Raw genomic sequence first — 25543 nt, 5'->3', positions numbered from 1 at the left:
CCCTTAAGCCCGTTCGACGAAACTATCGACCACCTTCTTCTCGCCGGCCTTCTCGAACGCAATCGTCAGCTTGTTGCCGTCGATCTTCACCACGTTGCCGTAACCGAATTTCTGGTGAAACACGCGGTCGTCGAGCGAGAATTCCGAAACGGTGCCGGTGGATTTCGCGACCAGCTCGCCTTCGATCACCATCGGACCGCGCTTGTTGCGCGAAAAGCCGCCGCCTGAGAAGGTATCGCCGCGCGAGCCGGCATCGCTGCGCGAGCCTGAAAATGGCGACTGGCTTTCCTCGAAACCGCCGCGGGCCTGTCCGCGACCACCCTGGCCGCGGTTGCGATTGGCCTGCGCGCGCTGCCAGCCCGGCGTCGTGTAGCTGGAGCCGAAGGATTCGACGTTGTCGAAACGCGAGGGGCCGTAGCCGCCGCTGCCGCCCCAGCCGGAGCCACCCTTGGATTCCGTGATCTCGACATTGGCCGCCGGCAATTCATCGAGGAAGCGCGACGGGATCGTGGTCGACCACGTGCCGTGGATGCGGCGGTTGGTGGCGAAATAGAGTTTGGCGCGGCGGCGGGCACGGGTCAGGCCGACATGGGCGAGACGCCGCTCTTCTTCGAGACCGGCGCGGCCCTGTTCGTCGAGCGTGCGCTGGCTCGGAAACAGGCCTTCTTCCCAGCCGGGCAGGAACACATTGTCGAATTCCAGCCCCTTGGCCGAATGTAGTGTCATCAGCGAGACGGCTTCATCCGCGGCGCCGCCGTCGCGGTCCATCACCAGCGAGATATGTTCGAGGAATCCTTGCAGGTTCTCGAACTCTTCCATCGAGCGAACCAACTCTTTGAGGTTATCCAGCCGGCCTGCGGCATCGGCCGAGCGGTCCTTCTGCCACATCTCGGTATAGCCGCTCTCGTCGAGCACGATTTCGGCGAGCTCCGTATGCGCAGTCACCTCGCGCTGCACACGCCAGCGGTCGAAATGCAGGATGAGATCGCGCAACGACCCGCGCGCCTTCGGCTTCAGTTCGTCGGTCTCGACCACGGCGCGGGCGGCCTCGAACAAGGGAATGCGGCGCTTGCGGGCGTGGTCGTGCAGCATCTGCACGGTGGCGTCGCCAAGCCCGCGCTTGGGCACGTTGACGATGCGCTCGAAGGCGAGATCGTCGGCCGGTGAATTGATCACGCGCAAATATGCCAGCGCGTCGCGAATTTCAGCGCGTTCGTAGAACCGCGGACCGCCGATCACGCGATAGGGCAGGCCGAGCGTCACAAAGCGATCTTCGAACTCGCGCATCTGGAACGAGGCCCGCACCAGGATCGCGACCTCGTTGAGGTTTTCGCCGGAGCGCTGCAATTCCTCGATCTCTTCGCCGATGGCGCGGGCTTCCTCTTCCGAATCCCAAGAGCCGGTGACGGTGACTTTTTCGCCGTCGACATCTTCGGTACGCAGCGTCTTGCCGAGGCGGCCTTCGTTGTGCGCGATCAGATGCGAGGCGGCGGCCAGGATATGGCCGGTGGAGCGGTAATTGCGTTCGAGGCGGATGACCTTTGCGCCGGGAAAATCGTGATCGAAGCGCAGGATGTTGTCGACCTCCGCGCCGCGCCAGCCATAGATCGACTGGTCGTCGTCGCCGACGCAGCAGATGTTTTTGAGGGGAGCGGTCGACTGTTCAGCCGTCATTCCGGGATGCGCTGAAAGCGCAGACCCGGAATCCCGAGGTGAGTCCTCCTGATCTCCAGATTCGCCGATGTGCGATTCCACATCCAGGATGTGCGATTGCACATCCGGGTTCGCATCTTCGATGCGCCCCGGAATGACGGAAGTATCCGTGGCTCCCGGAATGATCGCGGAAAGCGGGACGCCTGGCCGCGACGGCGCCTGCGACAGCAGCCGCAGCCAGAGATACTGCGCGACGTTGGTGTCCTGATATTCGTCGACCAGAATGAACTTGAACCGGTTCTGGTACTGCCGCAGCACGTCGGGATGCTCGCGGAACAGCCGGATGTTCTCCAGCAAGAGATCGCCGAAATCGGCGGCGTTGAGAATCTTCAGCCGCTCCTGATAGCTGGCGTAGAGCTTGCCGCCCTTGCCGTTGCCGAACATGGCGGCTTCACCCGCCGGCACCTGGCCGGGCGTCAGGCCGCGGTTCTTCCAGCCGTCGATCAGTCCGGCCAGCATGCGTGCGGGCCAGCGCTTGTCGTCGATGCTCTCGGCCTGCAGCAATTGCTTCAGGAGCCGCACCTGATCGTCGACATCGAGCACGGTGAAATTGGATTTGAGCTGCACCAGTTCGGCGTGGAAGCGCAGGATGCGGCCGCCGATCGAGTGGAAGGTGCCGAGCCACGGCATGCCTTCCACGGCCTGGCCGAGCATCTGGCCGAGCCGCAGCTTCATCTCGCGCGCGGCCTTGTTGGTGAAGGTCACCGACAGGATTTCATGCGGCCGCGCCCGGCCCTGGCTCAGGATGTGGGCGATCCGCGTGGTCAGCACGCGCGTCTTGCCGGTGCCGGCGCCCGCGAGCACCAGAACCGGTCCGTCCAGCGTCACGACCGCATCGCGCTGTTCGGGATTGAGGCCGTTGAGATATTGCGGGCCGGCTGCGGCCCGCGCACGCGCGGCGATGCCGCCAGCCGCTGGCTGGTGCTCGGGGACGCCGTGATGAGGCAGTTTGCTCGGCTCGGTCATGCTCGAATCGTCTTGGCCCCACGATGGCACCGTGAGGCGGTAAAGGGGAGCCTTCATAGCAGGGATTAAGGGCCATATAGGGTTTGTCCGGCCGTTTTGACAGGTTTTATCCCGGTACTTTTGCTGGGCCGATTTCGAGGCAAGTCTGCGATTTTGTTCCGCCGGAATCGTCAAATTTCGGGGTTTTGCCGCCAGGAACCATCGTTTCGGGGCCGGATTGTTCTGTCAGTCGGTGCGCGACGCCGCAGTCGCCGCCATCGCGAGAGCAACAGCCAATTGAGGTGGTGCCATGCTGAGCTGGGTCGTTACGTTTCTGATCATCGCGTTGATCGCGGGTATTCTGGGCTTCGGCGGTATCGCCGGCGCTTCCGTCGAAATCGCCAAGGCGATCTTCTTTATCGCCGTGATCCTGTTTCTGATCTCGGCCGTGGTCGGACTGGTGCGCGGACGCAGCAACGTCTAGCGCAGGCGCCGTAAACTGGGCGCGGCGCCGCGCGAACTACTGCGCGGCCGCCAACGGACTGGACCGCTCGACGTGACGGACGATCAGGTCCGCAAATTGCTTCGGGTGGGTCGCGATCATGAAATGAGCCGCGCCGGCAATCGTTGCGCGGCTGGCCTCCGGGATATACCGGCTCAGGCAATCGTTGGCCCGACGTACAGCCGGATGACTGGTTTCACCCCATATGACGAGCGTGGGAATTTTCACGGTCGCCAGTGACATGGGTGTGAGTCGAAAACCATAAGCCGATTTCCAGTCCAGCAAATTCGCAGAGGTCGTTTCGATGGCGTAGTCCCGAACGCGCTGCGGCCAGGCGGCGAAGGTGCCGGCGCCGCCGTAGAAGTCGACCATTCGCGCGATCGCATCGGTTTCGCCGCGCATGACAGCATCGGAATAGGCGCGGGACATGTTCCGGAAAGCGTCATAGTGCTGCTGCTCTCCGGTTTCTTTCAGGATTTCCATGGCCGGTGCTTCGGCGATTGTCAGGCTGAGCAGCGGAACACGCCCCCGGAGTGCGACTGCAAGCGCCGTCAATCCGCCGAACGAGTGACCAACGAGATGCACCGGGCCGCCTGTACGACGAATCACGGACTCGAGGATTTCGCGCTCATGGGCGATATCGGTATCATCTGAGGTGCGGCGTTCGGCGGTGCCGCCATATCCCAGCAGGCTGGTGGTCACGCAGCGGAACTGGCCCTGCCAATGACCCATGACCGGCCGCCAGGCCGCGCCGGTGCTGCATGAGCCCGGCACGAGCACTACGGTCGGGCCCTTGCCGGCCTCCTGGTAATCGATGAGCCCGGGCGTTTGGTAAATCATCTTGGAAGTTCCTTCGTGTACACCACGGACGGGCGGCGGCCCGTTGGGGCCGTCGCCGCGTCACAGTTGAATCAACGCTTGGTGACGACAATTTCCAGATACTCACTCGCCAGCACCATGGTGCCGTCCTCGGCGCGGTTCATCGATGCGATCAGTCTCAGGATATCGTCGGCGAGGCGGCGCTGGTTGGTTTCATCAAGTGCGGCAAAGGCTTTCAGCGTCGGCCCATAGTAATTCCTGAACACGTCGAGAAAGTGCATCGGCGAGCGGTAGCGGAACGTGAAGTGACGCTTCTCGGCCTTGATCGAGGCTGCCGACGCGCCGAACATCTCCGTGATACGTGCCTGCGTTCCCCACAGCGCCGGCGATTTCGCGCCGGCGGGCGGCGGCAGGTACTTGCCGAGCGTCTTGAACAACTGCCCTATAAAGCCATCCGGCGTCCAGTTGGTGAGGCCGATCTTGCCGCCGCTCTTGCAGACCCGCAGCAATTCGGAAGCCGCGCGGTCCTGGTCCGGCGTGAACATCACGCCGAAGGTCGAGAGCACGGTATCGAAGGTCGCATCGCCGAAGTCGAGGGCCTCGGCATCCGCTTCCTTGAACTGAACCGACAGGCCTTCCGCCGCGGCACGCGCGCGGCCGCGTTCGAGCAGGCTCGGCACATAATCGGTCGAGGTCACCTCGCACCAGCGGCGCGCGGCGGCAAGCGTGGCGTTGCCGTTGCCGGCGGCGACGTCGAGCACCTTCTGGCCGGCCCTGAGATCGAGGGCCTCGCACAGCTCTTCGCCGACGATCTGCAGCGTGGTGCCGACGACGGCATAGTCGCCGGACGACCAGGCGCCGTGCTGCTTGGTCTTGAGGGCGGAAAGGTCGATCTGGCCGGGTTGCTCGCTCTTGACGGCAGTGGGTGTAGCCATGGGCTTCCTCCTTGGAGGCGTGGGTTGACGGTTTCGGCGTGGTCCGGGCTTTAGGCCCGAGGACCGCCGGACGGCTATCCACTTCGCGACACGGCTATCCCGATCGTGAACCTTTCCGCTGTTCCCAGGACTCACAACCAGGGCCTTTGGAGTTGCGGATGATTGCCGGCCAGGACGTTTCACAAGGCATTTCACAAGACATTCCACAACGCATTTCATCGGCGACGTCGCCGGTGCCGCGCGGTGTCAGGCGTGCGCTGGACGCGATGCGTTCCAACATCGGCCACAATTGGCGCTTGTCGGAGCTCGCTGCCATCGCCGGCACTACCGGGCGAACCCTGCAGCGCCAGTTTCTCAGCTTTGTCGGCAAGACCCCGCGCGCCGTGCTTCGCGACATCGGGCTCGAATGCGCCCGCCGCGAGCTGCTGCAGGGGGCGCCCGGCGTCACAATCATGGATGTCGCGCTGCGCTGCGGCTTTTCCCATTGCGGCCGGTTTTCGATCGCGTATCGCCGCCGCTACGGCGAGACGCCGTCGCAGACGCTGAAGCGGCAGGCGGTGTTCACGGCTACGCTCGGCGCCATGCCTTCGCTGTTTGGATCGGCGCGGGACCGGCCGGCGGTCGCCTTCGGGCCGATTGAGGCTACGACAGACAATCTGGAGATGGCGGCCGATATCGCCGACGATATTGCCGCCGCACTCACGCGCGCCGGGATTTCGGTCGCATCCAGCCCGCGGACGGCGGGCTATCAGTTGACCGGCTCGATGCGGGGATCAGGTCCGCAGACGCGCCTGACCTTCCGGCTGATCGACACTGAAACCGGCGGCCAGCTCTGGGCCCATCGCGCCGACGGTTTGCCGTGCGACGAAACCGCGACCGGAGAACATCTCGCGACCAGGATCGCCGCGGCGCTGCAGCCATGCCTGCGCGTCGCTGAGATCGATCGCGCCTTGCGAAAGCCGGCGAGCTGCCTCGGCGCGCACGATCTCGCCCTGCGCGCCATGCCGGGCGTATTGTCGCTCGATGCCGACGGCAATGCCCGCGCCCTCGAACTACTGGAGCGCGCACTCGATCTGGATCCCGATCATCCGCTGGCCATCGCGCTGGCGGCCTGGGCGCATGTCCAGCGCGTTGTCTATCACTTCACGCATTCGCCACTGGAAGAGCGCGCCCGGAGCCTCGCGCTGGCGCACAGAGCGAGCAGGCTTTGCAACGATGCCACGGTGCTCGCGGTTCTCGGCAATGCATTGACGTTGCTCAACGAGGTCGACGCCGCGGATGTTGTCATTCGAAAGGCGCTTGCGGTCGACGGCGGATCTGCCTGGGCGTGGAGTCGCAGCGGATGGATCGACGTCTACAAGGGTGACCCGCAATCCGGGATCGAGCGCTTCAAGATCGCGCTCGACCTGGCGCCGCACGATCCGCTCGCCTTCAACAGCATGGTCGGAATCGGCTGCGCGCATTTCAACGCCGGCCAATATGCCGATGCGGCCGTCTGGCAGGAACGCGCACTGGCCGAACACCCTTCCTCAAGCTGGGTGCATCGAACGCTGTGCCCCGCCTATGTGCTCGCCGGAGAGGGGCCGCTGGCCCGCCGCAGCCTCGGTGCGCTGCGGCAGCACTATCCCGATCTCACGGTGTCGGAGGTGGAGCGAGGCATGCCGCCGCTGCCGTCAAGCCAGTGCGACCTGGTTTTCGGGGCCCTTCAAGAGGTCGGGCTGCCGGCCTGAACCGAAATCTATTTCCGGGGCATCGCAACGTTGCGGCCGATACCCTCGGGCCGCGGCACGGCGGCATGCGAGTCCACCACCGCCTGGATGCGGGCGCGGATATCGGGCGGGAAGGGAGCCACCTTCCGCGCATTCATGTCCATATGGAGGGTCATGTTTTCCGACGTCGCGGAGAGCCAGCCTTCGGTCGCGTGGCGCAGTTCCTCGAACGTGTGCAGCCGCTTCTCGTCATGACCTAACAGATAAACCGAAATCTGGACGGGATCGCCGAGGTGAATCTCGCGTATGTAGCGTACATGGCATTCGGCGGTGAAGGTCGAGCAGTGGCGTTCCTTCATATAGGCCGGCCCGATCCCGAGTTGCAGCCACATCTCGTCGATCGCGCGGTCCATCATGACGTTGTAATAGGCCATGTTGAGGTGGCCGTTATAGTCGATCCATTGCGGTTCGATCTGCATCACCGAGGACAGGAACGGAGCCGGCGGTAACGGCATATCCTTCAAATTGTCCTTCAAACTATCCTTCAAGTTTTCCTTGGCGGCGGCAGCGGTCGTCATCATCCATCCCTTTGTTTTTACGGGTCTCTTGACCCCCCTTATATCCTTTGCCACGGTCCGCTCAAATCCGGAGGAATTTGGCGTGGCGACGATGATATCAGGTAGTGTGAAGCGGCCGGAGCCGCAGGCGCTGGCAAGCGCGATCGAGGCGCTGGCGGCGCGATTCGGCAACCGGCTGATTACCTCGCAGGCGGTGCGCGAGCAGCACGCCCATACCACGACCTGGTTGCCGACGCAGCCACCCGATGCCGTGGTGATGGCGCAGGAAACCCAGGACATCCAGGACGTGGTGCGGATCTGCGCCAAACACTCGGTTCCCGTGATCGCCTTCGGCACCGGTACGTCGCTGGAGGGCCAGGTCAACGCCCCGGCCGGCGGTGTCTGCATCGACCTGCGCGACATGAACCAAATTCTAGAAGTTCATGCCGAGGACCTTGATTGCGTGATCCAGCCCGGCGTCACCCGCAAGGCGCTGAACGAACATCTGCGCGACCAGGGATTGTTCTTCCCGATCGATCCCGGCGCCGACGCTTCGCTCGGCGGCATGGCTTCGACGCGGGCCTCCGGCACCAATGCGGTGCGTTACGGCACCATCCGCGACAATGTGCTGGCGCTGAAAGTGGTGCGCGGCGACGGCGAGATCATCACGACCGGCACGCGGGCAAAAAAATCAGCGGCCGGTTACGACCTGACGCACCTGTTCGTCGGCGCCGAAGGTACGCTCGGGATCATCTCCGAACTCACCATCAAGCTGCGCGGCATCCCCGAGACGATCGCCGCCGCCGCCTGTTCGTTCGAGACCGTGCGCGGCGCCTGTCAGGCCACGATCCTTGCCATCCAGACCGGCATTCCGCTGGCGCGGATCGAACTGCTCAACGCCGAGCAGGTCCGCGCCTGCAATGCCTATTCGAAGCTGACCTTGCCGGAGACCCCGCTGCTGCTTCTGGAGTTTCATGGCAGCGAGGTCGAGGTGGCCGAGCAATCCAAAAATTTCAGCGAGATCGCCAGGGAATGCGGCGGCGGCGATTTCACCTGGACCACCAAGCCGGAGGACCGCACAAAACTCTGGCAGGCGCGGCATGACGCCTATTGGTCGGTGAAGGCGCTGCGGCCGGGGGCGGGCGTGGTGGCGACCGACGTCTGCGTGCCGATCTCGAGGCTGGCCGATTGCGTCACCGAGACCGAGGACGATCTGAAGCGGCTCGGTCTGCTGTCGCCGATCGTCGGCCATGTCGGCGACGGCAATTTTCACTGTTCGCTGGTCTGCGACGTCGACAACGCCGAGGAAATGGCGCGCGGCGAGGACTTCATGCATCGCCTCGTCGAGCGCGCGCAGGCGATGGGCGGCACCTGCACCGGCGAGCACGGCATCGGGCAGGGCAAGCAGAAATACCTCGAGGCCGAGCTTGGTCCCGAGGCGATCGACGCCATGCGCGCCCTGAAGCAGGCGCTCGATCCGCAGAACATTTTCAATCCCGGCAAGATCGTGCCGGTGGGGTAGAGGGATTCGTTGACGCGGGGGCGGACGTCAGCGGTGATGCACCTTCATTGAAGGGATGTTCTTTTCGCTTCCTTGACAACCCAGTCGGCAAACAGTGCGACACGCCTGTCATTCGCCAGGGCGGCAGGCCAGCGGATGACGTGCGCCTTGCTGGACGTCATATCCCAGTTCGACGACACGACGCGGCAAAGCCGCTTTTCCGCGAGCGCATCATGAACAAGCAAAGACCTGGCTAGAACGACGCCGCTGCCCTGCAAGGCGGCAGTGATTGCCGTACCGAGATTATCGAAGCGAAGCCCGGCCTGAACGGGAGCCGTGACGCCCAGTCGTTCGAACCACACCGGCCACGACCATTCCGCGCCGTCGTTCCGGCCAACGAGGCCCTTGTGCAGTACCGGTAAAGTCCCGAGCACATGCGGCTCCCGCAATGGCCGCCCACGCGGCAGCAGAGACGGGATCGCAACCGGGAAAACCATCTCGTCGAACAACAGGCGCTGGGTCGATGTGGCGCGTGTGCCAACTTTGGGAAGCCATCGGATCTGCACGTCAAGATCGAGGGCGCGCGCTTGAACATCGCTTTCGATGATGCAGAGTTCGATCGCAATATCGGGATATGCGGACGCAAACGCGGTCAGACGCCGCACCAGCCAGTAGTTCGCAAGGGCGGAGCCTAGTCCGATCTTGAGTGTCAGCGGCCGCACCGACGCACGCGAGCGGGCGCGCAGCTCGGCCATCTCGTCAAGCAGCCGCCCGAGTCCCTCGGCCAAGGTGACGCCGGCTGCGGTCGGCAACAGACCGCCCCCTGTCCGATCGAGCAACCGTGCGCCGACAAAGCCCTCGAGTTTCTTCAGTCGATGGCTGATCGCGCTCTGTGTGAGCCCCAGCTCACCGGCCGCGAGCGTCATGCTGCGATGACGCAGCGCCGCGTCGAACGCAATCAGGCCATCAAAAGGGGGAAGAGCACGCATGCCGGCACTATGAACGAGATTCATGGCGATGTGAACAATTGGCGTTGGCAAAAAGCGGCAATCCAAGACACGAGTAGCCGTCACGCAGGTAAGAACTCGCACGATGATGCAACCAACAAGTATGTCCGACGGTGGCTCCGGTCGGCCTGTACAATCCATGACGCCGGCCCTGCTGTTAGGTATGGCGGGTTTCCTCACCAACTTTGATGTGACGGCGGTGGTCATCGCGTTGCCGACGGTTGCGCGAGAACTCGGGTTCGACGTTGCTGGATATGCCTGGGTCATGGATGCCTACAGTTTGGCCTTCACGGCCTGCTTGTTGTTTGCAGGGGCGTTGGCGGATCGGTATGGGCGACGGCGGGCGATGCTTGTTGGTAACGGCATCTTTGCTCTCGCGTCTTTGGCGTGCGGGATGGCATGGGACGGACCGACGCTATTGGTCGCTCGGGCACTGCAGGGGATCGGAGCTGCATTCATCGTGACTGGCGGCTTCGCGCTGATCGCCAGCGTCTATGTGCAAGCAAGGGCGCGCACAGACGCGTTTGCCTTGGTTGGTGTCATGTCCGGCGTCGCGATGGCATTTGGTCCAACGATGGGCGGACTTGTCTCATCGTGGATCGGCTGGCGCTGGATTTTCCTCATCAACTTGCCAGCCTGCGCTTTGGTCGCGTGGGGCGTACCGCGGCTGGTCGCGGAGGCGCGCGAGGCAGTGCCCCGGCCGCTCGACCCCCTGGGCGTCGTATTGTTTACCTCCGCACTTACTGCGCTTGTCGAGGCACTGTTGCATGGCCGCACGTCGACGTCACAAATGGTGGCGGGTCTCGCGCTAAGTGCGGTGTTTCTGGCTGCATTCGGCATACAGCAGAGAAGCCGCGACAACCCGATCCTCGATCCCGGCATATTCGTCCAGCGGGCCATGATCGGAATTGCGATCCTCCTGTGCGCCGTGTCGATCGGCTACTGGTCGATCCTCGTCTACTTGCCACTCTTCTTTGCTGCTGCCTTCGACTGGTCCTCGGAAGTGGCCGGCATCGCGCTGCTGACGGCCACGCTGCCGATGCTGTTCCTGCCGCCGTTGGCCGGCCGGCTTGTCGATCGTCTGGGATGGCGGCTTCACTTCGCCTTGGCGCTCGCGATTCTGGCAGCCGGCAATGCCACCATTGCGATCGCGCTGATCTCAGATGGTTCAGCGCCGCCGCTAATTCCGATTTTCTGCGGGATTGCCGCGATTGGGGTCGGCGTCGCTTTGGCTCACCCGCAACTGTCCGGCGCGGCCGTGTCGCTTGTGCCGCCGGATCTTGCTGGCCTGGCATCTGCTGTGACAGTCGTCATGCGCCAGGCTGGCTTCGCGGTCGGCATCGCAGTTCTCGGCGCGGTGCTTCATATCCAGGAATCGGCGATCAGCTACGTCTGGCTGTTCTCGGCAGCGGCAGTGGCATCAGCGGCGGGGCTGGTCGCGGCGCTCGTCTTGCTGCCCGCACCAGCGGGCGCGTCAAAAAAGTAGCGGCGCCCGGAATGTTGGAATCTGGGCCCATCGCATCATTTCGCTGCGGTCCGCCACCTCCGCGCTGAAACCGCTGGTGGTGGACGAAGGCTCGCAACGACGTTATTCGCTCAAGGGTTGTACATTGTGGCGGCCGTCGCAGTTTGGTTCCAAACATAGCCTCGTTTCAACACAGCGCCGCCCGACTTAAACATCGTCGCGCCCGAAGTTCCCTCTTCAGCTTGGTTCCGCAACATGTGTTGCGTGTGTCGTGCGTGATGAGGTGCGTTGATGCGTTTTCTTTCCTGGGGGATTGTTGCGGCTTGTGGCCTTTTACTGGCAGGACCGGCGGCGAAGGCCACCGAACTTCGTATTCCGGACCTGCCTTCGCCTCATTACAACTGGACCGGATTCTATGCGGGCGTTTACGGCGGCGGAGCGTATGCGGCGTGGGCCGCTGATTACTGCCGAAATGGCGCTTGCCGCCATGCGGAGGGGCAGGCGGGCGGCTTCGCCGTCGGCGTCTATGGCGGCTACAACTATCAGTTCGCCAACCGTTTTGTGATCGGTGGCGAATTCGATTGGGGCAAGTCGACGTCGTCACAGGACGAGCACATCTTTGGCGACAGCGCGTTGCTGTCGAAGTTCGGCGCATTCGGCTCTGCCCGCTTGCGCGCGGGCTACGCGTTCGACCGCCTGCTGGCGTTTGGTGCGGTCGGTGTCGGCGTGGCCAGCATCGGCAACGGCTACCGCTACACCGTTCAGAAGGGGTGCGACACCCTGGAGCAGACTATCTGGGACGAACAGGTCAAGGCCGGGCTGATAGCGGGCGGCGGCGTCGAGTATGCTTTCACCAAGCATTTCGTCGGGCGCGGTGAATATGTCTACGCTAATTATGGCAGCACCACGCTATCCAGCCGGGACCGCACCCGGACTGAATTCCGCAACGAGATGCACTTCGTCCGCGTCGGCGCCAGCTACCGGTTCTGATGCTCACCTCAGGGTGGTCCGGCGGCGTTAGCTGCCGGATCATCGTGTTCTCTATGCGCCTTACTGTACGTGCCGCGCGGTGATCGCCTTGCGGATCGCTGCGAGCGGCGCGGCGTCGTCGAATTCGATATCTTCGCCAATCCGCTTCAATCCGAGGTCGCGCCATAGTGCCGCGAGGTCTGGCGTCACCGGCTTCGGCCCCATCTCGTTGTGAAGCCTGGTCAGCACGCCGACGCCGACGGCCTTGTCGGCCGTTTCAAGAATGCGCTCGATCGGCCAGTCCTGCGCATGATTGCCGCCGGCGGCGAGCACGCCGCGCATCGCGTCCTGCAAGCCGAGACGATTATTCGTCGCTTTGCGGATTTCGATATCGGCCAGCAGGCAGAACATCGCGCCGCCCCAGTATTTGCGGCCCCAGGTGGGCGTGTTGTCGAGGCCCTGATCGCCGGCCTGCGGCAAGCCTTTCGGCATGTCGCGCATCATCGCCTGCCAGATTTCCCGCGCGTTAAGGTCTCCGGCCTGCACCCGCGCGACCGGCTCGACATAGACGGCCAGTCCCTCCGACAGCCAGGCGTAGCGATCGGGCATATCGGGCAGGGCGGTGTGCACCATCTCGTGCACCATCACCCAGTCGCGCTGCAAGACATCCTCGGTGGAATCGCGGCCGAGCGGAATGCGAATGGCGGCGCCGCGATAGCCCCATGTCGTGCCGCCGCGGATGCGCCCGCCATCGACAGGCACCAATAGCAGCCGCAGCGAGCTGACGGGAAACCGCCCATAATAGGTCGTGACGGCCCGGGCCGACATCCTGATCCAGCCGAGCAGCTTTTCCTTAGGGAGCGTGATGTCGCCCGGCGCGAATGCGACGTGGATGGTGCCGCCGGGTACTTCAAGATCGGTCCTGGGCATCCGGTCGAACGCATCGTAGGGCATGCGGTCGCCGCGCATATATTCCGATTGCGCGTCGGCGCGGAACGACAGGGCGCTGGCCAGTATCGCGGCGAGGACGGCGGCGGCAACGGTCCAGCGAAAGGCGCTGGCGGTTTTCATCTCAGCACGCTTTGCACCGTGGCCGGCCGGTGCTGCTCGGTGCCTTGCGCGATGAACGCGGCGGCCTGTTCGTGGAGGTCGTCTAGCATGGCGGCGAGCAAGGCTTCGCCCTTGGCCGATGTCGCCCGTGTCGGATCGCCATAGCTGCCGGAGCGGCTGTAGTTTGGCGAATTCGGGTCCGACGGCGTCAATGCGCCCGGCATCTCCTGTTTCAACTCGGGGCTGGCTTCGGCGCGCGTCATGTCGACCAGATGTGGCGCCAGCGCCAGCATCAGCGACGTTTCCAGTTCGTCGGCATGGCTGCCATGGCTCTGCTCGGCCAATTGCCTGGCCACGCGGGGATAGCGCGGACCTTCGTGGATCCACAAATGCTTGACCCGCTCGCTCGCAAGGCGCGCCAGCGCGCGGTCGACCGGCGCCAGCGTGCTGATCCCGGTATTGAGCACGAGCAGCTTTGCGCATCCGCTGCCGAGAATCTGGCCCGCAACCTCGCGCACGAGCGCCTCGAAGGTCGAAATCGAAAGGCTGCTGCTGCCGGCATAATCGACGAAGGCAGGGTAATGGCCGTAGGTCAGCGTCGGCCAGATCAGCGCGTCGATTTTTTCCGCCATCCTGCCTGCGAGCCATTCGGCCTGAATGCGGTCGGTATTGAGGGGGAGGTGGAAGCCGTGCTGCTTGGCTGCGGCGCCGATCGGCAATATTGCCACCGCGCCATCACCGATGCGCCGCGCGACTTCATCCCAATGCATGCGCTCGATGAAATGGCGATCGGTGTCTATTCCCATTCGCCGAGCGCTCCCCTTCATGAGCCGACGGAAACATCCGTCAAAAGTCCTGCCGTGATCCAGCCGTGCAGATAGCCCGCGCCGCGGCCCGCCGCGCTGCCGGGGTCGTCATAGGTCGCGAGCATTTCGCAGAGCACGCCGAACGGAATGCCGTTCGCGGCCTCATCCCACATCATCGCCTCCTCCGCCGAAAGTTCGCGGAACATCGGCGTGACGTCCTGGCGCCAGACCAGGAGATGCGCGGGCTGCTCCAGTCCGGCCGCGTCCGGCGGCGCTTCGTCGTTCTTGAGCGCGAGCCAGATCGCGGCCGCGTTGGTCGCAACGTCGAGCCTGGATGCAGTGGGATGCGGCCGGAATCGGAGGCCGGACCATGCTTCCGGCGCAAAGCCCGCCATGTCGGTCAGCTCGACAACCTTGCCTTCCGCGGCATCGAAGGCGTCGTTGAGCGCCTTTTCGAGTGCGGCGAGATCGGACAGCTCGGGATGGTCGGCGTAGGGCGCGGTCGATTTCAGGAACTCCGGCAGGCCTTGCGAGAACCAGCGCAGGTTCGGATGCCCGGACGGGCGCGCCTTGACGTAAGCGTGGCCCATCTCATCGAACATCTCGTCGCCGAGATAAAGATGCAGCAGCTCATGGTCGTTGCGCATGGCCTCGACCAGCCGCGAGCCATAGGCATAGCGATAGACGCCGAACAGCACCTCGCGCTTCTCCCGCGGACTGTCGAGGATTTCAGCCAGCACCTTTTCGTCGCCATCAAGGATGCCGCGCTGAAACTCGGCCTGCTGTCGCGCGAAGTCGCTCATCCCGTCTGCCTGCCTGCCGGCAGAATTTTTTCGGCCATCTCGCGGGTCCTGGCAATCTCGATCAGCAGTTCGTCGAGCGGCGGAATGTTGTCGTCGCGCTCGATCATGGTCGAGACCCGGCCAAAGCGTTTCAGGGCTGCGGCATAGAGCTCCCAGACATCCTCGCACACCGGGTGGTCGTGGGTGTCGATGATATGGGTGCCCATGTGGCTGTGGCCGGCCATGTGAAACTGCACCACGCGATCCGCCGGAATTCCATTGAGGAAGGTCAAGGGATCGTAGCCGTGGTTGAAGGCGCTGACATAGACGTTGTTGACGTCGAACAACAGCCAGCATCCGGCGCGTCGCGACAGCTCGGACAGGAATTCCCATTCCGTCATTTCGGAATTGTTGAACTGAACGTAGGTCGAGACATTCTCCAGCACGATGGCGCGGCCGAGGAAGTCCTGCACCAGCTGGACGCGGCTGACGACGTGATCGAGGGCTTCCCTTGTGTAGGGGATCGGCAGGAGATCATGCAGGTTCTTGCCGTGCACGCCGGTCCAGCACAGATGGTCCGATACCCATTTCGGCTCGACGCGTCCGGCGAGGTCCTTCAGGGCTTGCAGATATTCGAAATTCGGCGGCGCGGTGGAGGCGATCGACATCGACACGCCGTGCATCACCACGGGATAGCGTTCGCAAATGCGATCGAGCGTACGCAGCGGCTGGCCGCCGGGCAGCATGTAATTTTCGCTGATGACCTCGAACCAGTCGATCGGCGGATTGCCGCCCAGGATTTCGTCGTAATGCTGGTGGCGCAGGCCGAGCCCGAAACCGAGGAAGGGCGGCTTGGCCGATGTCGCTGGACGGTCTGCAAGCGCGGCCGCCGAAGTGTCTGGCAATCTGCTCGCGACGTTCATCTCGTCTCCGTCGAAGGGCTCCGCCAAACGAGGCGTGTCCCAAACTGTACGCTCAACCTAGCATGGATGCGAGGCCCGGCCTACACCGGGCCTCGATCGGACCGCCACTAGGACGGCATGAACTTGCCCTTGGCGGCGTCGCACTTTTCCTTGGTCATGGCGGAGAAGCCCTGGCCCTTGCAGGCGTTCTGGCCCTTGCAGGCATTTGCCCCGCCCTTGCATGCGCTCTGGCCCTTGCAGGCATTGGCGCCGACGCACTTGCCTTCGCCGGCTGCGTAGGTAGGGCTCGACATGGTGGCGCCCGCCAGGAACAGGGTGGCGGCGGCGGCGGCAATGGCGGTGCCGGACTTGGATGTCATCTTCATGGGTATCCTCCAAGAGAAGTGTGAGGGTGCATCGCCCGCAAGCAGCGACAGTTCCAGCCAACAAACGGCACCCGGAGATAGTTACGCGGTGGATCTGGCCCTGGTTACACGCGGGGCCGAATTTATTTCAGCCGCCGGGTCGAAACAACGAGGGCCCGGCACAGCGCCGGGCCCTCCCTCGCACCTGTCCGCCGATCAGCCCTTGACGAACTTGGCACCCTTGGCGGCGCACTCCTTTTCGGAGGCCATCGAGAAGCCGGTGCCCTTGCAGGCGTTCTGGCCCTTGCAGGCATTGGCCGAGCCCTTGCAAGCGCTCTGGCCCTTGCAGGCGTTGCCGGCCATGCACTTGCCCGCGGCGGCGTTCGCTGATGTCGACACTGTCGACACCACCGAGCCGGCGAGGAACAGGGTAGCGGCGGCAGCGGCGAGCGTCGCACCGGACTTGGAATTCAACTTCATGACGATCTCCTCGATGATTGTTTGAAGACAATACGCCGTGCGCACCCGTTGATCTCTCGATCACGGACCCCACAACGCAAGCGATGTGACGGATGGCAATCGGGTCGCGGAGGCCTGCCGTAAACGGCGGGTCTCCGTGACCTTGGTGCTCATCCAGAGCCAGCTACGGGGCATCGGGCGATTTGGTTACAGAGTTTCAAAAGAAAATTTTCTTTTTTTCATTTGGACATCCCGTCCGTGTCTAACCCCGGCGGTTCCAAAGTATTTCGTTGCGCATGACAGAGACCTTCGCGGCCGTGCGCCGTGCGGAAAGCGCAGCGCTTCAACGGATTAGCCGGGATGCGGCGGTCGGTTGCGTTGCACAACGAGATTCAATCAAGCTATCCACGCACCGGTTTCAGCCTGGCCATCTGCGCAACCGTGGCCCGCAACTCCTCGGCATTGAAGGATGGAAACGAACAGATGCGGTTGCTGCAGGCGAACGCCGCGGGTTCGCCGAGGTCGGGATATTCGACGTCGGGGTTGGGCAGCTTGCCCTCGCGCAGATCGAGCCACTCCAGCCGCTTGTAGCGGGCCGGCAGCGCACGGGCCAGGGCGTGCAAGGTTTTCGCGCGGGCGTCGTCCTTGTGTCCGACGATTGTCATGTGGGTGGGCTCGACCGCGAGTTCTTCGTCGGCGAGCAGGACGCCGGGTACGGGGCGCATCATGCCGGCCGCGGCGCTGGCGAGATAGCGCATCGCGTGCGCGGCCTGCTCGCGATAGGTCTCGCTGCCGAAGTAGCGGTTGAGCAGGTTCGTGAACCTTGCGACCTGCACCTGGTCGTCAATCAGCTTGGCGGGTTTTGCGAGCACGCCGGTCTTGCCTTCCGCGGACTTCGAGGTCACGAAGCCGCCGGCCTCATCCCGGAAGGTCGCGACGAAATCGCCGGCCTTCGCGGCTGAAGTGAGCCAGTCGCGATTTCCCGTGGCGGCATAGAGATCGAGGAAGGCCTGGCCCATCGCGAGCGTATCGCCGAGAAATGGTCCGCCGCGATCCTTCTCGCCATGACGGAAACCGCCATCCGGCCGCGCTCGGTTGGCGATCACCCATTTCGCGGCGCGTTCTGCGATCGCCAGCACCTTGGGATCGCTGGTGACGTTGTAGTACGCGGCAAGTCCTGAAATGGCCCAGCCATTTTCGCGCGCGTATAAATTCTTGTCGATGCGCGGCATGCCGAGTTTACGGCGCTCGCCGTCTGGCAGCGCGTAATATTTGTGCCCGTCGGTATCGTGGTCGAGATCGGCGTCCTGGCTGACATAGAACGCACCGTCAGGGCTCGTCAGAAAATCCGCGAGATAGCGTTCGATGTTGCGGGCGGCGGCGAGATATTTCGGATCCTTCCACAGCGCATAGGCCTGGCTGTACTGCCGGAGATATTGCGCCTGGAACGACATGATCTTTTCGAAATGCGCATGCGTCCAGGAGCCCGCTTCCGAGTATTGATAGACGCCGCCCCAGACCGGATCGATCAGCGCGATGGCGGCATCGAGCGTCTGCCGGGCGCGCTTGATCGCGGTGGCATCGCCGGCCTCTGCGCGCGTGATCGCCAGATCCATGCTGTCGGCGTCGATGTATTTCTGGTTCTCGCCCCAGCCGCCGAGTTTTTCCTCGTAGGATTCGTCGACATTCTTCGTCAACGCGGCGCGCTGTTCCTTGTCGAGGAAGGCCGAGGTCGACGGCTTCACCTCAAAGGCTTCGCCGACCGACGGTCCGGGCGACGGATCGTCGATGATCGCCTTGAGAAGTGCCTGCATCCGCTCCGGCTCGATATATCCCCTGATCTTGGCGATCTCGGTGCCGTCGGGGCCGAACACGATGGTCGCCGGCCAGCCCCAGTCGCCATAGCGGCTCGACAGATCGGGGTTGGCGTCCTGATCGACCCGCACCGGCAGATATTTTGCGACGAGCAATTCCTTGACCTCGGGATTGGCGTAGGTCGTCTTCTCCATGACGTGGCACCAGTGGCACCACACCGCCTCGAGATCGAGGATGACGAAGCGCTGCTCGGCCTGCGCGCGGGCGAACAGATCGTCGCTCCATTCACTCCATTTTGGCCCATCCGCGGCAAACGATGGCGACGCCACAAGCGTGGCGAGGGCGAAGGCGACGATGCGGACGAGTTTCATGGCGGCTCCCGGAAACGCTGGCGTTTCGACAGCTACGCAGCGGGCAAAATCCGGGCTCAGCTTTTCGGCGCTGTCACAGGATTGTGAGATCAGGTCGATTTCTCGCTGTGGCCGGCCATGTTCACCAGGAGCCGGTCCAGTGACGCAGCGCCGGGACCGCAGATCGCCAACCACATGAAGCCGGCGAAGTAGACTGCCTCCTCGAAGCCGAGCAGCGTCTCCAGCGAATCGACGTCGCCCCATTTCGCTGACTTGATGGCGACCACCATGACTACCGCCAGCATCGCGGCCGGGATTCGCGTGAACAGGCCGAGGATCAGCATCGCACCGCCGAAGAATTCGACGCCGGCTACGAAGGGGGTGAGGATGTTCGGGAATGGAATGCCCCAGCCGACAAAATTCTCGGTCACCTGCTCAAGATGGGTGAGCTTGCCCCAGCCGGACAGCATGAAGGTGTAGCCGACGATGATCCGCATGATCAGCGGCCCGGCCCAGGAAAAATACGATGCGATTTGCGCGGGCAGCAGGATGAGCAGATTGACGATGAAATACATATGAACCCCCCTTTATGTATTTGGCGACGCGAGACCGCGACCTGCGGCTTCCTTCAATCCGGTTCGCGCAAAAAAGCCGCGGCCGCGATTGCGGCGATCTGGTCCTGACAGGAATTTCGCAATGGCCGGCCCGCTTGTTACGTGGCCTAACCGAAATTTTGCAGTGCGGGGAAAGTCTCCAGCAGCCAGATGCTGATGCTGGTGACGGAACCGGTCAGGAAGCCGATGCCGGTGATCACCATCAGGATGCCCATGGCATGCTCAACCTTGCCGAGGTGCCGCTTCATCCGCGCGAACAGCGAGGAGAACTGCTCGATCATGAAGGCTGCCAGCAGGAACGGAATTCCGAGCCCGGCGGAATAGACCGCGAGTAGGCCGGCGCCCTTGGTGACGGTGGCCTCAGCGGCTGCGATCGACAGGATCGCTGCCAGAATGGGGCCGATGCAGGGCGTCCAGCCGAAGGCGAAGGCGAGGCCCATGGCATAGGCGCCCCACAGGCCGACCGGCTTCGGCATCGTCATCCGTCCCTCGCGCATCAACAGCCCGATGCGGGTCAGGCCGAGGAAATGCAAGCCCATGATGATGATCACGATGCCGGCCAGGATCGAGAGCTCTGCCGACCAGGCGCGGATCAGGCCGCCTATCAGGGAAGCGCTGGCGCCGAGCGCCACGAAGACGGTGGAAAAGCCCAGCACGAACATCAGCGCCGAAGCCATCACCGCCCGCCTGGAGGTCTTCGTGGTCTCCTCATTGGCGACATGCTCGATGGTCGCGCCGGTGAGATAGATCAGATAGGGCGGCACCAGCGGCAGCACGCAGGGGGACAGGAAGCTGACGAGACCGGCAATCAGGGCCGCCGGGATGGAAACATCGTGCATTGCATGACCTTCGAGAATTGCCACAAGGCATAGCGCCGTCCTGGCTGGTACGGAACAGACAATCGATAAGTTTCGTCGCCATTACGGCTCAACTGCGGTCACAGAGCCGTGTCCGGGGCGCCGAAATGGCCTCGCGGCTGAAACAGACGCTGGTATGGTCGCGTAAGGCCGGTAACGGCTCCGCGAAACAGGACCCCTGCATGCGCCTCGGTATCCGCACCGCCATTTCCGCCCTCGTGCTGACGTCCATCGTCGTCAGCGCCGTCGGCGTGCATTTGTTGTGGTGGCGCACCGCCCATCAGGTCAGTCAGACGCTCGCCAACACCATCAACGACCAGATCGTTTCGGCAGTTGGCGACGAATTGCAGTCGGTCACCACCGAGGCGCGGTCGTCGATGCTGGCGGTGCGAACGCTGCTGGCCGAAAAAGTGTTCGAGCCGCGCGATGCCAGGAAACGCGAAGTCGTCTTCCGGTCGCAATTGCTGTCGCAGCCAACCATCTCCTGGGTGGCGTTCGGATGGCCGGATGGATCGTTCTTTGCCGGACACAAGCTCGGCAACAATGTGATCGAAATGCTCGAGATCACGCCCGATCGCAACATGCGCATCAATCGCTACGAATTCGTCGGCAACGATCTGCGCCTCAAGGCCAGCTGGTTCGAAGAAACCGACTATTCCGTGACGGAGCAGGAATGGTTTCGGGTCGCCCACCAGACCAACGATGAATACTGGTCGACGTCGACGGCGCATCCGCGCGGCGAACGGTTGGCGGCGGCGTTTTCGGCCCCGGTCGCGATTGACGGCAAGCCGGCCGGCGTCGTCGCCATCATCATCGAACTGACCCGCGTCTCGAATTTCCTGTCGCAGCTCACGGTCGGCAAATCTGCCGGCGCCTTTATCCTCGAGCGGGACGGTAAGGTGGTGGCCTCGCCCGATCCTGATGCCAGCGAGCTGGTGGAGCTGAAAACCGATCATCCGCTGTTTCCGGTCGCGGTCGATGCGATCAGAAACGCCGGCAGCGCCTACGAACCCGGCGAAGGGCAGCCGTTCAATACGACGGTGACGCGGGACGGCAAGGCCTACCAGGCGGTCATAACGCCGATTTCGTTTCCCGGCTGGTCGCTGGTGACGGTGGTGCCGGAATCGGAATTTCTCGGCCCGGTGCAGATGACGATCCGGAATTTGCTGATCGGCCTTGCGGTGTCGATCGTTTGCGCCGGCTTGCTGTCGGCGTGGCTCGCCCAGCGCCTGATCGCAGCACCCCTGATCAAGGTGGTGAACGAGATCAGGCATGTCGAGCGTTTTGACCTCGACAAGGTGCAGCGGCATCCGTCGCGGCTGACCGAGATCGGGAACCTCTCTGGCGCGATCGGCGACATGGCGCAGGGGCTTGCGGCGTTCCGGAAATACATTCCGGCCGACCTGGTGAAGCGGCTGATCAGCGACGGCAACGGCGCGCGCCTCGGCGGCGCGATACGGCCGATGAGCGTGATGTTCATCGATCTCGCCGGCTTTACCGGGATGTCGGAGCGGCTCGGCGACCGGATCATTCCGCTGCTGTCGCGCTATTTCGACAGCGTCTCGGTGCAGATTCAAAACCAGAACGGCACGATCGACAAATTCATCGGCGATGCCGTGATGGCGTTCTGGGGCGCGCCGGCGCCTAATCCGGATCATGCCGTCGATTGCTGCCGGGCGGCCCTGGCATGTCGGCGCGCGGTGGAAGAGGCCGGCCTCGTCGACGACCACGGCCAGCCCGTCAAGATTCGCATCGGCATCAATTCCGGCGACATGCTGGTCGGCAATATCGGATCGGAAGTCCGGCTGAACTACACCGTGATCGGCGACGCCGTAAATATTGCGAGCCGGCTGGAGAGCACCAACAAGGCGTACGGCTCCACGATCATCATCGGCCCCGAAACGCGCCGGCTGGCGGGGAAAAGCATCGTGGTTCGCGAACTCGACCGGCTGGCGGTCTACGGCCGCGCGGGCGGACTGCAGATCTATGAATTGCTTGATATGGCCGGCGAGTTCGGCGGCGCCCCCGACTGGGTGGCCTCGTATGAATCCGGCCTGGCCGCCTTCCGCGCGCGCGATTTTACGGCTGCGATCGGTTCATTCGAGAACGTGCTGAAAATCCGTAACGACGACACAGCGTCATCGGCGATGATCGAACGCTGCCGACAGCAGCTCGACAATCCCGCCGGCGAAGATTGGGATGGCACGACGGTCGCCCGTTCCAAGTAGCCCGAAGCGGCCGCCGCAGCCTTGCGCGAGGCGGCGGCTTTGCCATAGATGTACGGCCGTGACGCCACATGTCATGGTGATCGACAGGGAAGCCACCAGCGTTGAAAATCCTGCTGACCCATACACCGCAGTCTCGCGCCCAGTATTACGGCGCGCGCAGTCTCGACGGGCTGCAAGCCATCGCGCAGGTGAAGCTGCATGAATCGAACGACGCGCTCGACGCCGCCGGCCTGATCGAGGCCGCGCGCGATGTCGATATCATCGTGGCAGACCGGCTTACCGCCGGATCAAGCGAGATATTTCCGGCGCTATCAAACTTGCGCGCCTTCGTTCGCTGCGCGGTCGATATCCGCAATGTTGACGTCGATGCTGCGTCCGCGGCCGGCGTCCTGGTCACGCGAGCCGGACCAGGGTTCGTCCAGTCGGTCGCCGAACTCGCGCTCGGCTTCATGGTCGATCTGTCGCGCGGTGTTTCGCGCGCCACCGCCGACTACCATTCGGAGCGCAAGCCCGAAATCGTCATGGGCCGGCAACTGGCGGGCAGCCGCCTCGGCATCATCGGCTATGGCAGCATCGGCCGTTACCTGGCTCAGATCGCCAAGGTGCTGGGCATGGAAGTTCTGATCGCCGATCCCTTTGCCACCGTCAGCGAACAGGGTCTCCAGCATGTGCCGCTCGACGATCTGCTTGTCCGATCCGACTACGTCGTCTGTCTCGCGGTTGCCAACGAGCAAACCGAGAACCTGATCGGGCAGGCGGCGCTGGCCCGTATGCAGGAGCATGCGTTCTTCATCAACCTGTCGCGCGGCAACCTCGTCGACGAGGCGGCGTTATCAGCGGCATTGCGCGAGAACCGCATCGCCGGCGCCGCGATGGATGTCGGCCGCGCGCTGGACCAGATGCCGACGCCGGAATTGGCAAAACTGCCGAACGTCATCGCGACGCCGCATATCGGCGGCCTGACGCCGCCGGCGATCGAGAGCCAGTCGCTGGAAACGGTGCGGCAGGTCGAGGCCATTGTCGCCGGCGAGGTGCCGGCTGGCGCGGTCAATGCCGAGCGTTGGACGCGTCGTCCCTGACATTACGGGGGCTCTATATTGCCGCCACCGCGCTTCTCAATTTCTACGATGTCGGTCGAAGATGGAACGTTGGTCGGCGGCGGGAAGGGCAATCCACTCGCCGGCTTGGCTACCTGCCGCGCCAGCTGCGGTGCCGCGGTACTGGTGCCCGCTAGCCGAAACACGGCGCCGCTCCTGTTGCCTCCGGCACGTATGCCGCCGAGAGCGTAGGACTCGTCGCAGGGCAGCACGTAGTCCGGACCGGTGCGGGGACCTCCGCGCGCAGGGCCAGCCGACGCATAAGGCGACTTGCGTCCGTTCGAAAGGATGTAGCCACCGGCAACATGCACGCTGGGAACGCTGGCGGTGGCAATCCCGTTGAGTGTGCCATGGCGATGGATTAGCGATCCGGCCTTGTCGAACTCCCCATTGGCGTACTTGCATCTGGCCTCGGCCGACCGGGTTCGCTCCCACTCGGCGTCGACAAAATAGGAGCGCCTGGCGCCCGAGCGCACGTCCAAGTTCGGGTCGCTGCGGGCCACATAGGCATGGACCTTAACGTTCACGCCAACGCCATCGACCCGGATCGTCCAATCCCCATGCTCCGGCACGAAACCGGAATCAGCGATGGTGGGCTCGACCGCAAGCAGCCACACCGTGTTGTCACCCCATTCGCGCGGGGCGTACACGCCGGTGAAGGACGGAAAGGGGATGCCGTCGGGCGGCGGAATGGGACCGGTGGTAGATGTGGAAGTGAGGCCGCTGGGCGACGTAAGCGTGACGATCACACCGCTCGCGTCGTCCTTTCTCATCCAGACCTCCGCAAAACAGAGCACCGAATTGTCGGGTGGAATGCGCCATGTCCAATCGACGTGGCTGGGCAGCGTCGCAGTCCTCTCGAAAGCGACGTGACCTTCAGTCAGATAGGCATTACCGGCAGGCAGGAAGATCTCAAGCTTGGGTTTTCCAGAAGAGCCGTCGAAAATCGTGACGAGCTCCGTCAGCGCGCGCTCCAGTTCCGCCGTGCCGTCGTGCGGTCCGGTCGTCGGCCCGTAGCTGACATTGATGAGCACGCTCTTCGTTATATTCGGGTCGGCAAATGACATGATGTAGTCGATGCCATCCAAGACATACGACTTGAGCCACACGCCTGTCGCGTCACGGATGCAGCCCTCCGAAAATTGAACGAAAACTACGTCGGTGGTGGCACCAGGATCGAGACCGGGCTGCCAGTTTGGTGGGTCACGGCGCGCGATGCGCGCCGAGATCGGAACGCGTCCCGCGAGCACATCCATCACATGAGCGCCGTGTGAACGCTGGCGCTTGAGGGTCTTGAATCCGGCGTTCGCATAGCAGCCATCCTCGTCTATGCTGCCCGCGGTCGTCCGATGCGCCTGGATCCAATCGTTGAGTCCAATCATCGCGGGCGAGCCTGGGATCGTCTCGCGCAAAAACTCGAGGCCATAATTGAAGTCGATCAGGTTCCTACCGAACGCGTCAATACCCAGCTGGATCGGCGTCCTTCCAATGTTCTGATCCCAGATACCACGCACCCGTGTGCCGGCACCTCCAGCGTTGAGAAAATGCGCAGCGGCGAACGGGCAGCCATCGTCTATGACGCCGATCAAATGTTCCGGCGGATGCTCGCCTGAGCGGTCGACAAGTTTTCGGGCGAATGTCCTGCTGTCCGTAGGCTTCAGCGGAAGCGAGAGCTCTACCCTGGATACATTGTCATTCCAGGCTTCGAACGTGTCGTGATCGGTGGCCGCATCCTTAACCGCGTTCTTGTGAGTGCGCATGGTGGTGTATCGCGAATCGCGGTCGACCGGGCTGAATTCAACGGCGTATCCGGGTTTAGTGATTGCCTTCTTGAACACCGCTGCCGTTGTAAGGTCCTTGAATTCCACAAGCAGGAACAGCCTGAAATCCCGGTCGTCGAAAGACTCGAAGTACTTGAAGTCCGTCGCGATCGCGTACCGGAGGTACGGGCCAAAGCAGTTCGGCAATTCCATTTCGGCCATGGAACGTTCTCCACTTCCGGCTGTACAACGATGCTTGCCCTATAGCGTTTTCGAGCGAGGAGCATTCCGTTTCGCGAGAAGAAAACGCGTCGAAACAAGAATCCAGAGCTGAAT

22 protein-coding genes are annotated in these 25543 nt (G+C 63.3%); 7 read left to right on the top strand and 15 right to left on the bottom strand.

Translation table 11 applies throughout. From position 1 onward, the window contains the following. Window positions 1-3: 3 nt before the first annotated feature. Window positions 4-2679: a UvrD-helicase domain-containing protein gene (locus tag IVB05_RS34555; RefSeq protein ID WP_247780453.1), complete on the bottom strand. Its 2676-nt coding sequence runs from the start codon at window positions 2677-2679 to the stop codon at window positions 4-6. A gap of 289 nt (window positions 2680-2968) precedes the next feature. Here IVB05_RS34555 and IVB05_RS34550 point away from each other — a divergent pair, with 289 nt between their 5' ends. Next, window positions 2969-3142, top strand: a complete 174-nt coding sequence (locus tag IVB05_RS34550) for a DUF1328 domain-containing protein (protein WP_247780452.1) — start codon at window positions 2969-2971, stop codon at window positions 3140-3142. A gap of 36 nt (window positions 3143-3178) precedes the next feature. Here the strand turns inward: IVB05_RS34550 and IVB05_RS34545 are convergent, their stop codons facing one another. Then, a complete protein-coding gene (locus tag IVB05_RS34545; protein WP_247780451.1) occupies window positions 3179-4000 on the bottom strand; it encodes an alpha/beta hydrolase in 822 nt (273 codons plus the stop codon). A gap of 71 nt (window positions 4001-4071) precedes the next feature. Further along, window positions 4072-4914 (bottom strand): class I SAM-dependent methyltransferase, encoded by an 843-nt coding sequence (locus IVB05_RS34540; RefSeq protein ID WP_247780450.1) that lies wholly within the window; start codon window positions 4912-4914, stop codon window positions 4072-4074. Window positions 4915-5072: 158 nt separating this feature from the next. On the opposite strand from IVB05_RS34540, the gene IVB05_RS34535 reads away from it, so the two are divergent. After that, window positions 5073-6644 carry a helix-turn-helix domain-containing protein gene (locus IVB05_RS34535; protein ID WP_247780449.1) on the top strand — a complete coding sequence of 524 codons (1572 nt, stop codon included), beginning with the start codon at window positions 5073-5075 and terminating at the stop codon, window positions 6642-6644. Window positions 6645-6652: 8 nt separating this feature from the next. On the opposite strand, the gene IVB05_RS34530 is transcribed toward IVB05_RS34535, so the two are convergent. Continuing rightward, the gene (locus IVB05_RS34530) at window positions 6653-7138 is read right to left on the bottom strand and encodes a thioesterase family protein (protein WP_247787230.1); all 486 of its coding nucleotides are present in this window, start codon (window positions 7136-7138) and stop codon (window positions 6653-6655) included. A 145-nt stretch (window positions 7139-7283) separates the two neighbouring features. On the opposite strand from IVB05_RS34530, the gene IVB05_RS34525 reads away from it, so the two are divergent. Continuing rightward, the gene (locus IVB05_RS34525) at window positions 7284-8702 is read left to right on the top strand and encodes an FAD-linked oxidase C-terminal domain-containing protein (protein ID WP_247780448.1); all 1419 of its coding nucleotides are present in this window, start codon (window positions 7284-7286) and stop codon (window positions 8700-8702) included. 44 nt (window positions 8703-8746) lie between these two features. Here IVB05_RS34525 and IVB05_RS34520 read toward each other — a convergent pair whose 3' ends face one another. Continuing rightward, window positions 8747-9895 carry a LysR substrate-binding domain-containing protein gene (locus IVB05_RS34520; RefSeq protein ID WP_247780447.1) on the bottom strand — a complete coding sequence of 383 codons (1149 nt, stop codon included), beginning with the start codon at window positions 9893-9895 and terminating at the stop codon, window positions 8747-8749. Between IVB05_RS34520 and IVB05_RS34515 the strand changes: the two genes are divergently transcribed. Beyond that, the gene (locus IVB05_RS34515) at window positions 9852-11174 is read left to right on the top strand and encodes an MFS transporter (protein ID WP_247780446.1); all 1323 of its coding nucleotides are present in this window, start codon (window positions 9852-9854) and stop codon (window positions 11172-11174) included. The two genes, IVB05_RS34520 and IVB05_RS34515, sit on opposite strands and share 44 nt — an antisense overlap. A 270-nt stretch (window positions 11175-11444) precedes the next feature. Beyond that, window positions 11445-12143, top strand: coding sequence for an outer membrane beta-barrel protein (locus IVB05_RS34510; protein ID WP_247780445.1), 699 nt, complete (start codon window positions 11445-11447; stop codon window positions 12141-12143). A gap of 60 nt (window positions 12144-12203) precedes the next feature. Here the strand turns inward: IVB05_RS34510 and IVB05_RS34505 are convergent, their stop codons facing one another. From IVB05_RS34505 to IVB05_RS34465, 9 genes are all read right to left on the bottom strand, one after another. Next, window positions 12204-13193, bottom strand: a complete 990-nt coding sequence (locus IVB05_RS34505; RefSeq protein WP_247780444.1) for a hypothetical protein — start codon at window positions 13191-13193, stop codon at window positions 12204-12206. Beyond that, window positions 13190-13978 (bottom strand): creatininase family protein, encoded by a 789-nt coding sequence (locus IVB05_RS34500; RefSeq protein ID WP_247780443.1) that lies wholly within the window; start codon window positions 13976-13978, stop codon window positions 13190-13192. The genes IVB05_RS34505 and IVB05_RS34500 overlap by 4 nt, the downstream gene beginning before the upstream one ends. Window positions 13979-13995: 17 nt before the next feature. Further along, window positions 13996-14781 carry a DNA-binding domain-containing protein gene (locus IVB05_RS34495; protein WP_247780442.1) on the bottom strand — a complete coding sequence of 262 codons (786 nt, stop codon included), beginning with the start codon at window positions 14779-14781 and terminating at the stop codon, window positions 13996-13998. After that, the gene (locus IVB05_RS34490; protein WP_247780441.1) at window positions 14778-15683 is read right to left on the bottom strand and encodes a DUF692 domain-containing protein; all 906 of its coding nucleotides are present in this window, start codon (window positions 15681-15683) and stop codon (window positions 14778-14780) included. The genes IVB05_RS34495 and IVB05_RS34490 overlap by 4 nt, the downstream gene beginning before the upstream one ends. 107 nt (window positions 15684-15790) lie before the next feature. Next, a complete protein-coding gene (locus tag IVB05_RS34485; protein ID WP_244608308.1) occupies window positions 15791-16048 on the bottom strand; it encodes a hypothetical protein in 258 nt (85 codons plus the stop codon). A 195-nt stretch (window positions 16049-16243) separates the two neighbouring features. Continuing rightward, the gene (locus IVB05_RS34480; protein ID WP_247780440.1) at window positions 16244-16507 is read right to left on the bottom strand and encodes a hypothetical protein; all 264 of its coding nucleotides are present in this window, start codon (window positions 16505-16507) and stop codon (window positions 16244-16246) included. A gap of 380 nt (window positions 16508-16887) precedes the next feature. Continuing rightward, window positions 16888-18672, bottom strand: a complete 1785-nt coding sequence (locus IVB05_RS34475) for a DUF255 domain-containing protein (protein WP_247780439.1) — start codon at window positions 18670-18672, stop codon at window positions 16888-16890. A gap of 89 nt (window positions 18673-18761) precedes the next feature. Continuing rightward, window positions 18762-19226, bottom strand: coding sequence for a DoxX family protein (locus tag IVB05_RS34470; RefSeq protein ID WP_247780438.1), 465 nt, complete (start codon window positions 19224-19226; stop codon window positions 18762-18764). Between the two features lie 146 nt (window positions 19227-19372). After that, complete coding sequence (locus IVB05_RS34465; protein WP_247780437.1) at window positions 19373-20104, bottom strand: cytochrome c biogenesis protein CcdA; 732 nt, start codon at window positions 20102-20104, stop codon at window positions 19373-19375. Between the two features lie 200 nt (window positions 20105-20304). On the opposite strand from IVB05_RS34465, the gene IVB05_RS34460 reads away from it, so the two are divergent. Then, a complete protein-coding gene (locus tag IVB05_RS34460) occupies window positions 20305-22350 on the top strand; it encodes an adenylate/guanylate cyclase domain-containing protein (protein ID WP_247780436.1) in 2046 nt (681 codons plus the stop codon). 101 nt (window positions 22351-22451) lie between these two features. After that, on the top strand, window positions 22452-23429 hold the full coding sequence (locus IVB05_RS34455) for a hydroxyacid dehydrogenase (RefSeq protein WP_247780435.1): 978 nt from the start codon (window positions 22452-22454) through the stop codon (window positions 23427-23429). Between the two features lie 2 nt (window positions 23430-23431). Here IVB05_RS34455 and IVB05_RS34450 read toward each other — a convergent pair whose 3' ends face one another. Beyond that, the gene (locus tag IVB05_RS34450; RefSeq protein WP_247780434.1) at window positions 23432-25429 is read right to left on the bottom strand and encodes a hypothetical protein; all 1998 of its coding nucleotides are present in this window, start codon (window positions 25427-25429) and stop codon (window positions 23432-23434) included. Window positions 25430-25543 lie beyond the last annotated feature (114 nt).

Source organism: Bradyrhizobium sp. 170, from assembly GCF_023101085.1.
Classification (GTDB): Bacteria; Pseudomonadota; Alphaproteobacteria; order Rhizobiales; family Xanthobacteraceae; genus Bradyrhizobium.
The sequence above is the reverse complement of the archived record's forward strand: the minus strand, read 5'-3'. Positions and strand labels throughout refer to the sequence as shown.

What these genes read in the sequence shown, in the direction of transcription:
- IVB05_RS34465 (WP_247780437.1), bottom strand. Translation starts at nt 20,104, where the DNA reads ATGCACGATGTTTCCATCCCGGCGGCCCTGATTGCCGGTCTCGTCAGC.
- IVB05_RS34555 (WP_247780453.1), bottom strand. Translation starts at nt 2,679, where the DNA reads ATGACCGAGCCGAGCAAACTGCCTCATCACGGCGTCCCCGAGCACCAG.
- IVB05_RS34490 (WP_247780441.1), bottom strand. Translation starts at nt 15,683, where the DNA reads ATGAACGTCGCGAGCAGATTGCCAGACACTTCGGCGGCCGCGCTTGCA.
- IVB05_RS34495 (WP_247780442.1), bottom strand. Translation starts at nt 14,781, where the DNA reads ATGAGCGACTTCGCGCGACAGCAGGCCGAGTTTCAGCGCGGCATCCTT.
- IVB05_RS34545 (WP_247780451.1), bottom strand. Translation starts at nt 4,000, where the DNA reads ATGATTTACCAAACGCCCGGGCTCATCGATTACCAGGAGGCCGGCAAG.
- IVB05_RS34520 (WP_247780447.1), bottom strand. Translation starts at nt 9,895, where the DNA reads ATGACCACCGCCGTCACATCAAAGTTGGTGAGGAAACCCGCCATACCT.
- IVB05_RS34515 (WP_247780446.1), top strand. Translation starts at nt 9,852, where the DNA reads ATGGCGGGTTTCCTCACCAACTTTGATGTGACGGCGGTGGTCATCGCG.
- IVB05_RS34480 (WP_247780440.1), bottom strand. Translation starts at nt 16,507, where the DNA reads ATGAAGTTGAATTCCAAGTCCGGTGCGACGCTCGCCGCTGCCGCCGCT.
- IVB05_RS34505 (WP_247780444.1), bottom strand. Translation starts at nt 13,193, where the DNA reads ATGAAAACCGCCAGCGCCTTTCGCTGGACCGTTGCCGCCGCCGTCCTC.
- IVB05_RS34510 (WP_247780445.1), top strand. Translation starts at nt 11,445, where the DNA reads ATGCGTTTTCTTTCCTGGGGGATTGTTGCGGCTTGTGGCCTTTTACTG.
- IVB05_RS34475 (WP_247780439.1), bottom strand. Translation starts at nt 18,672, where the DNA reads ATGAAACTCGTCCGCATCGTCGCCTTCGCCCTCGCCACGCTTGTGGCG.
- IVB05_RS34550 (WP_247780452.1), top strand. Translation starts at nt 2,969, where the DNA reads ATGCTGAGCTGGGTCGTTACGTTTCTGATCATCGCGTTGATCGCGGGT.
- IVB05_RS34540 (WP_247780450.1), bottom strand. Translation starts at nt 4,914, where the DNA reads ATGGCTACACCCACTGCCGTCAAGAGCGAGCAACCCGGCCAGATCGAC.
- IVB05_RS34535 (WP_247780449.1), top strand. Translation starts at nt 5,073, where the DNA reads ATGATTGCCGGCCAGGACGTTTCACAAGGCATTTCACAAGACATTCCA.
- IVB05_RS34500 (WP_247780443.1), bottom strand. Translation starts at nt 13,978, where the DNA reads ATGGGAATAGACACCGATCGCCATTTCATCGAGCGCATGCATTGGGAT.
- IVB05_RS34450 (WP_247780434.1), bottom strand. Translation starts at nt 25,429, where the DNA reads ATGGCCGAAATGGAATTGCCGAACTGCTTTGGCCCGTACCTCCGGTAC.
- IVB05_RS34485 (WP_244608308.1), bottom strand. Translation starts at nt 16,048, where the DNA reads ATGAAGATGACATCCAAGTCCGGCACCGCCATTGCCGCCGCCGCCGCC.
- IVB05_RS34460 (WP_247780436.1), top strand. Translation starts at nt 20,305, where the DNA reads ATGCGCCTCGGTATCCGCACCGCCATTTCCGCCCTCGTGCTGACGTCC.
- IVB05_RS34530 (WP_247787230.1), bottom strand. Translation starts at nt 7,138, where the DNA reads ATGCCGTTACCGCCGGCTCCGTTCCTGTCCTCGGTGATGCAGATCGAA.
- IVB05_RS34470 (WP_247780438.1), bottom strand. Translation starts at nt 19,226, where the DNA reads ATGTATTTCATCGTCAATCTGCTCATCCTGCTGCCCGCGCAAATCGCA.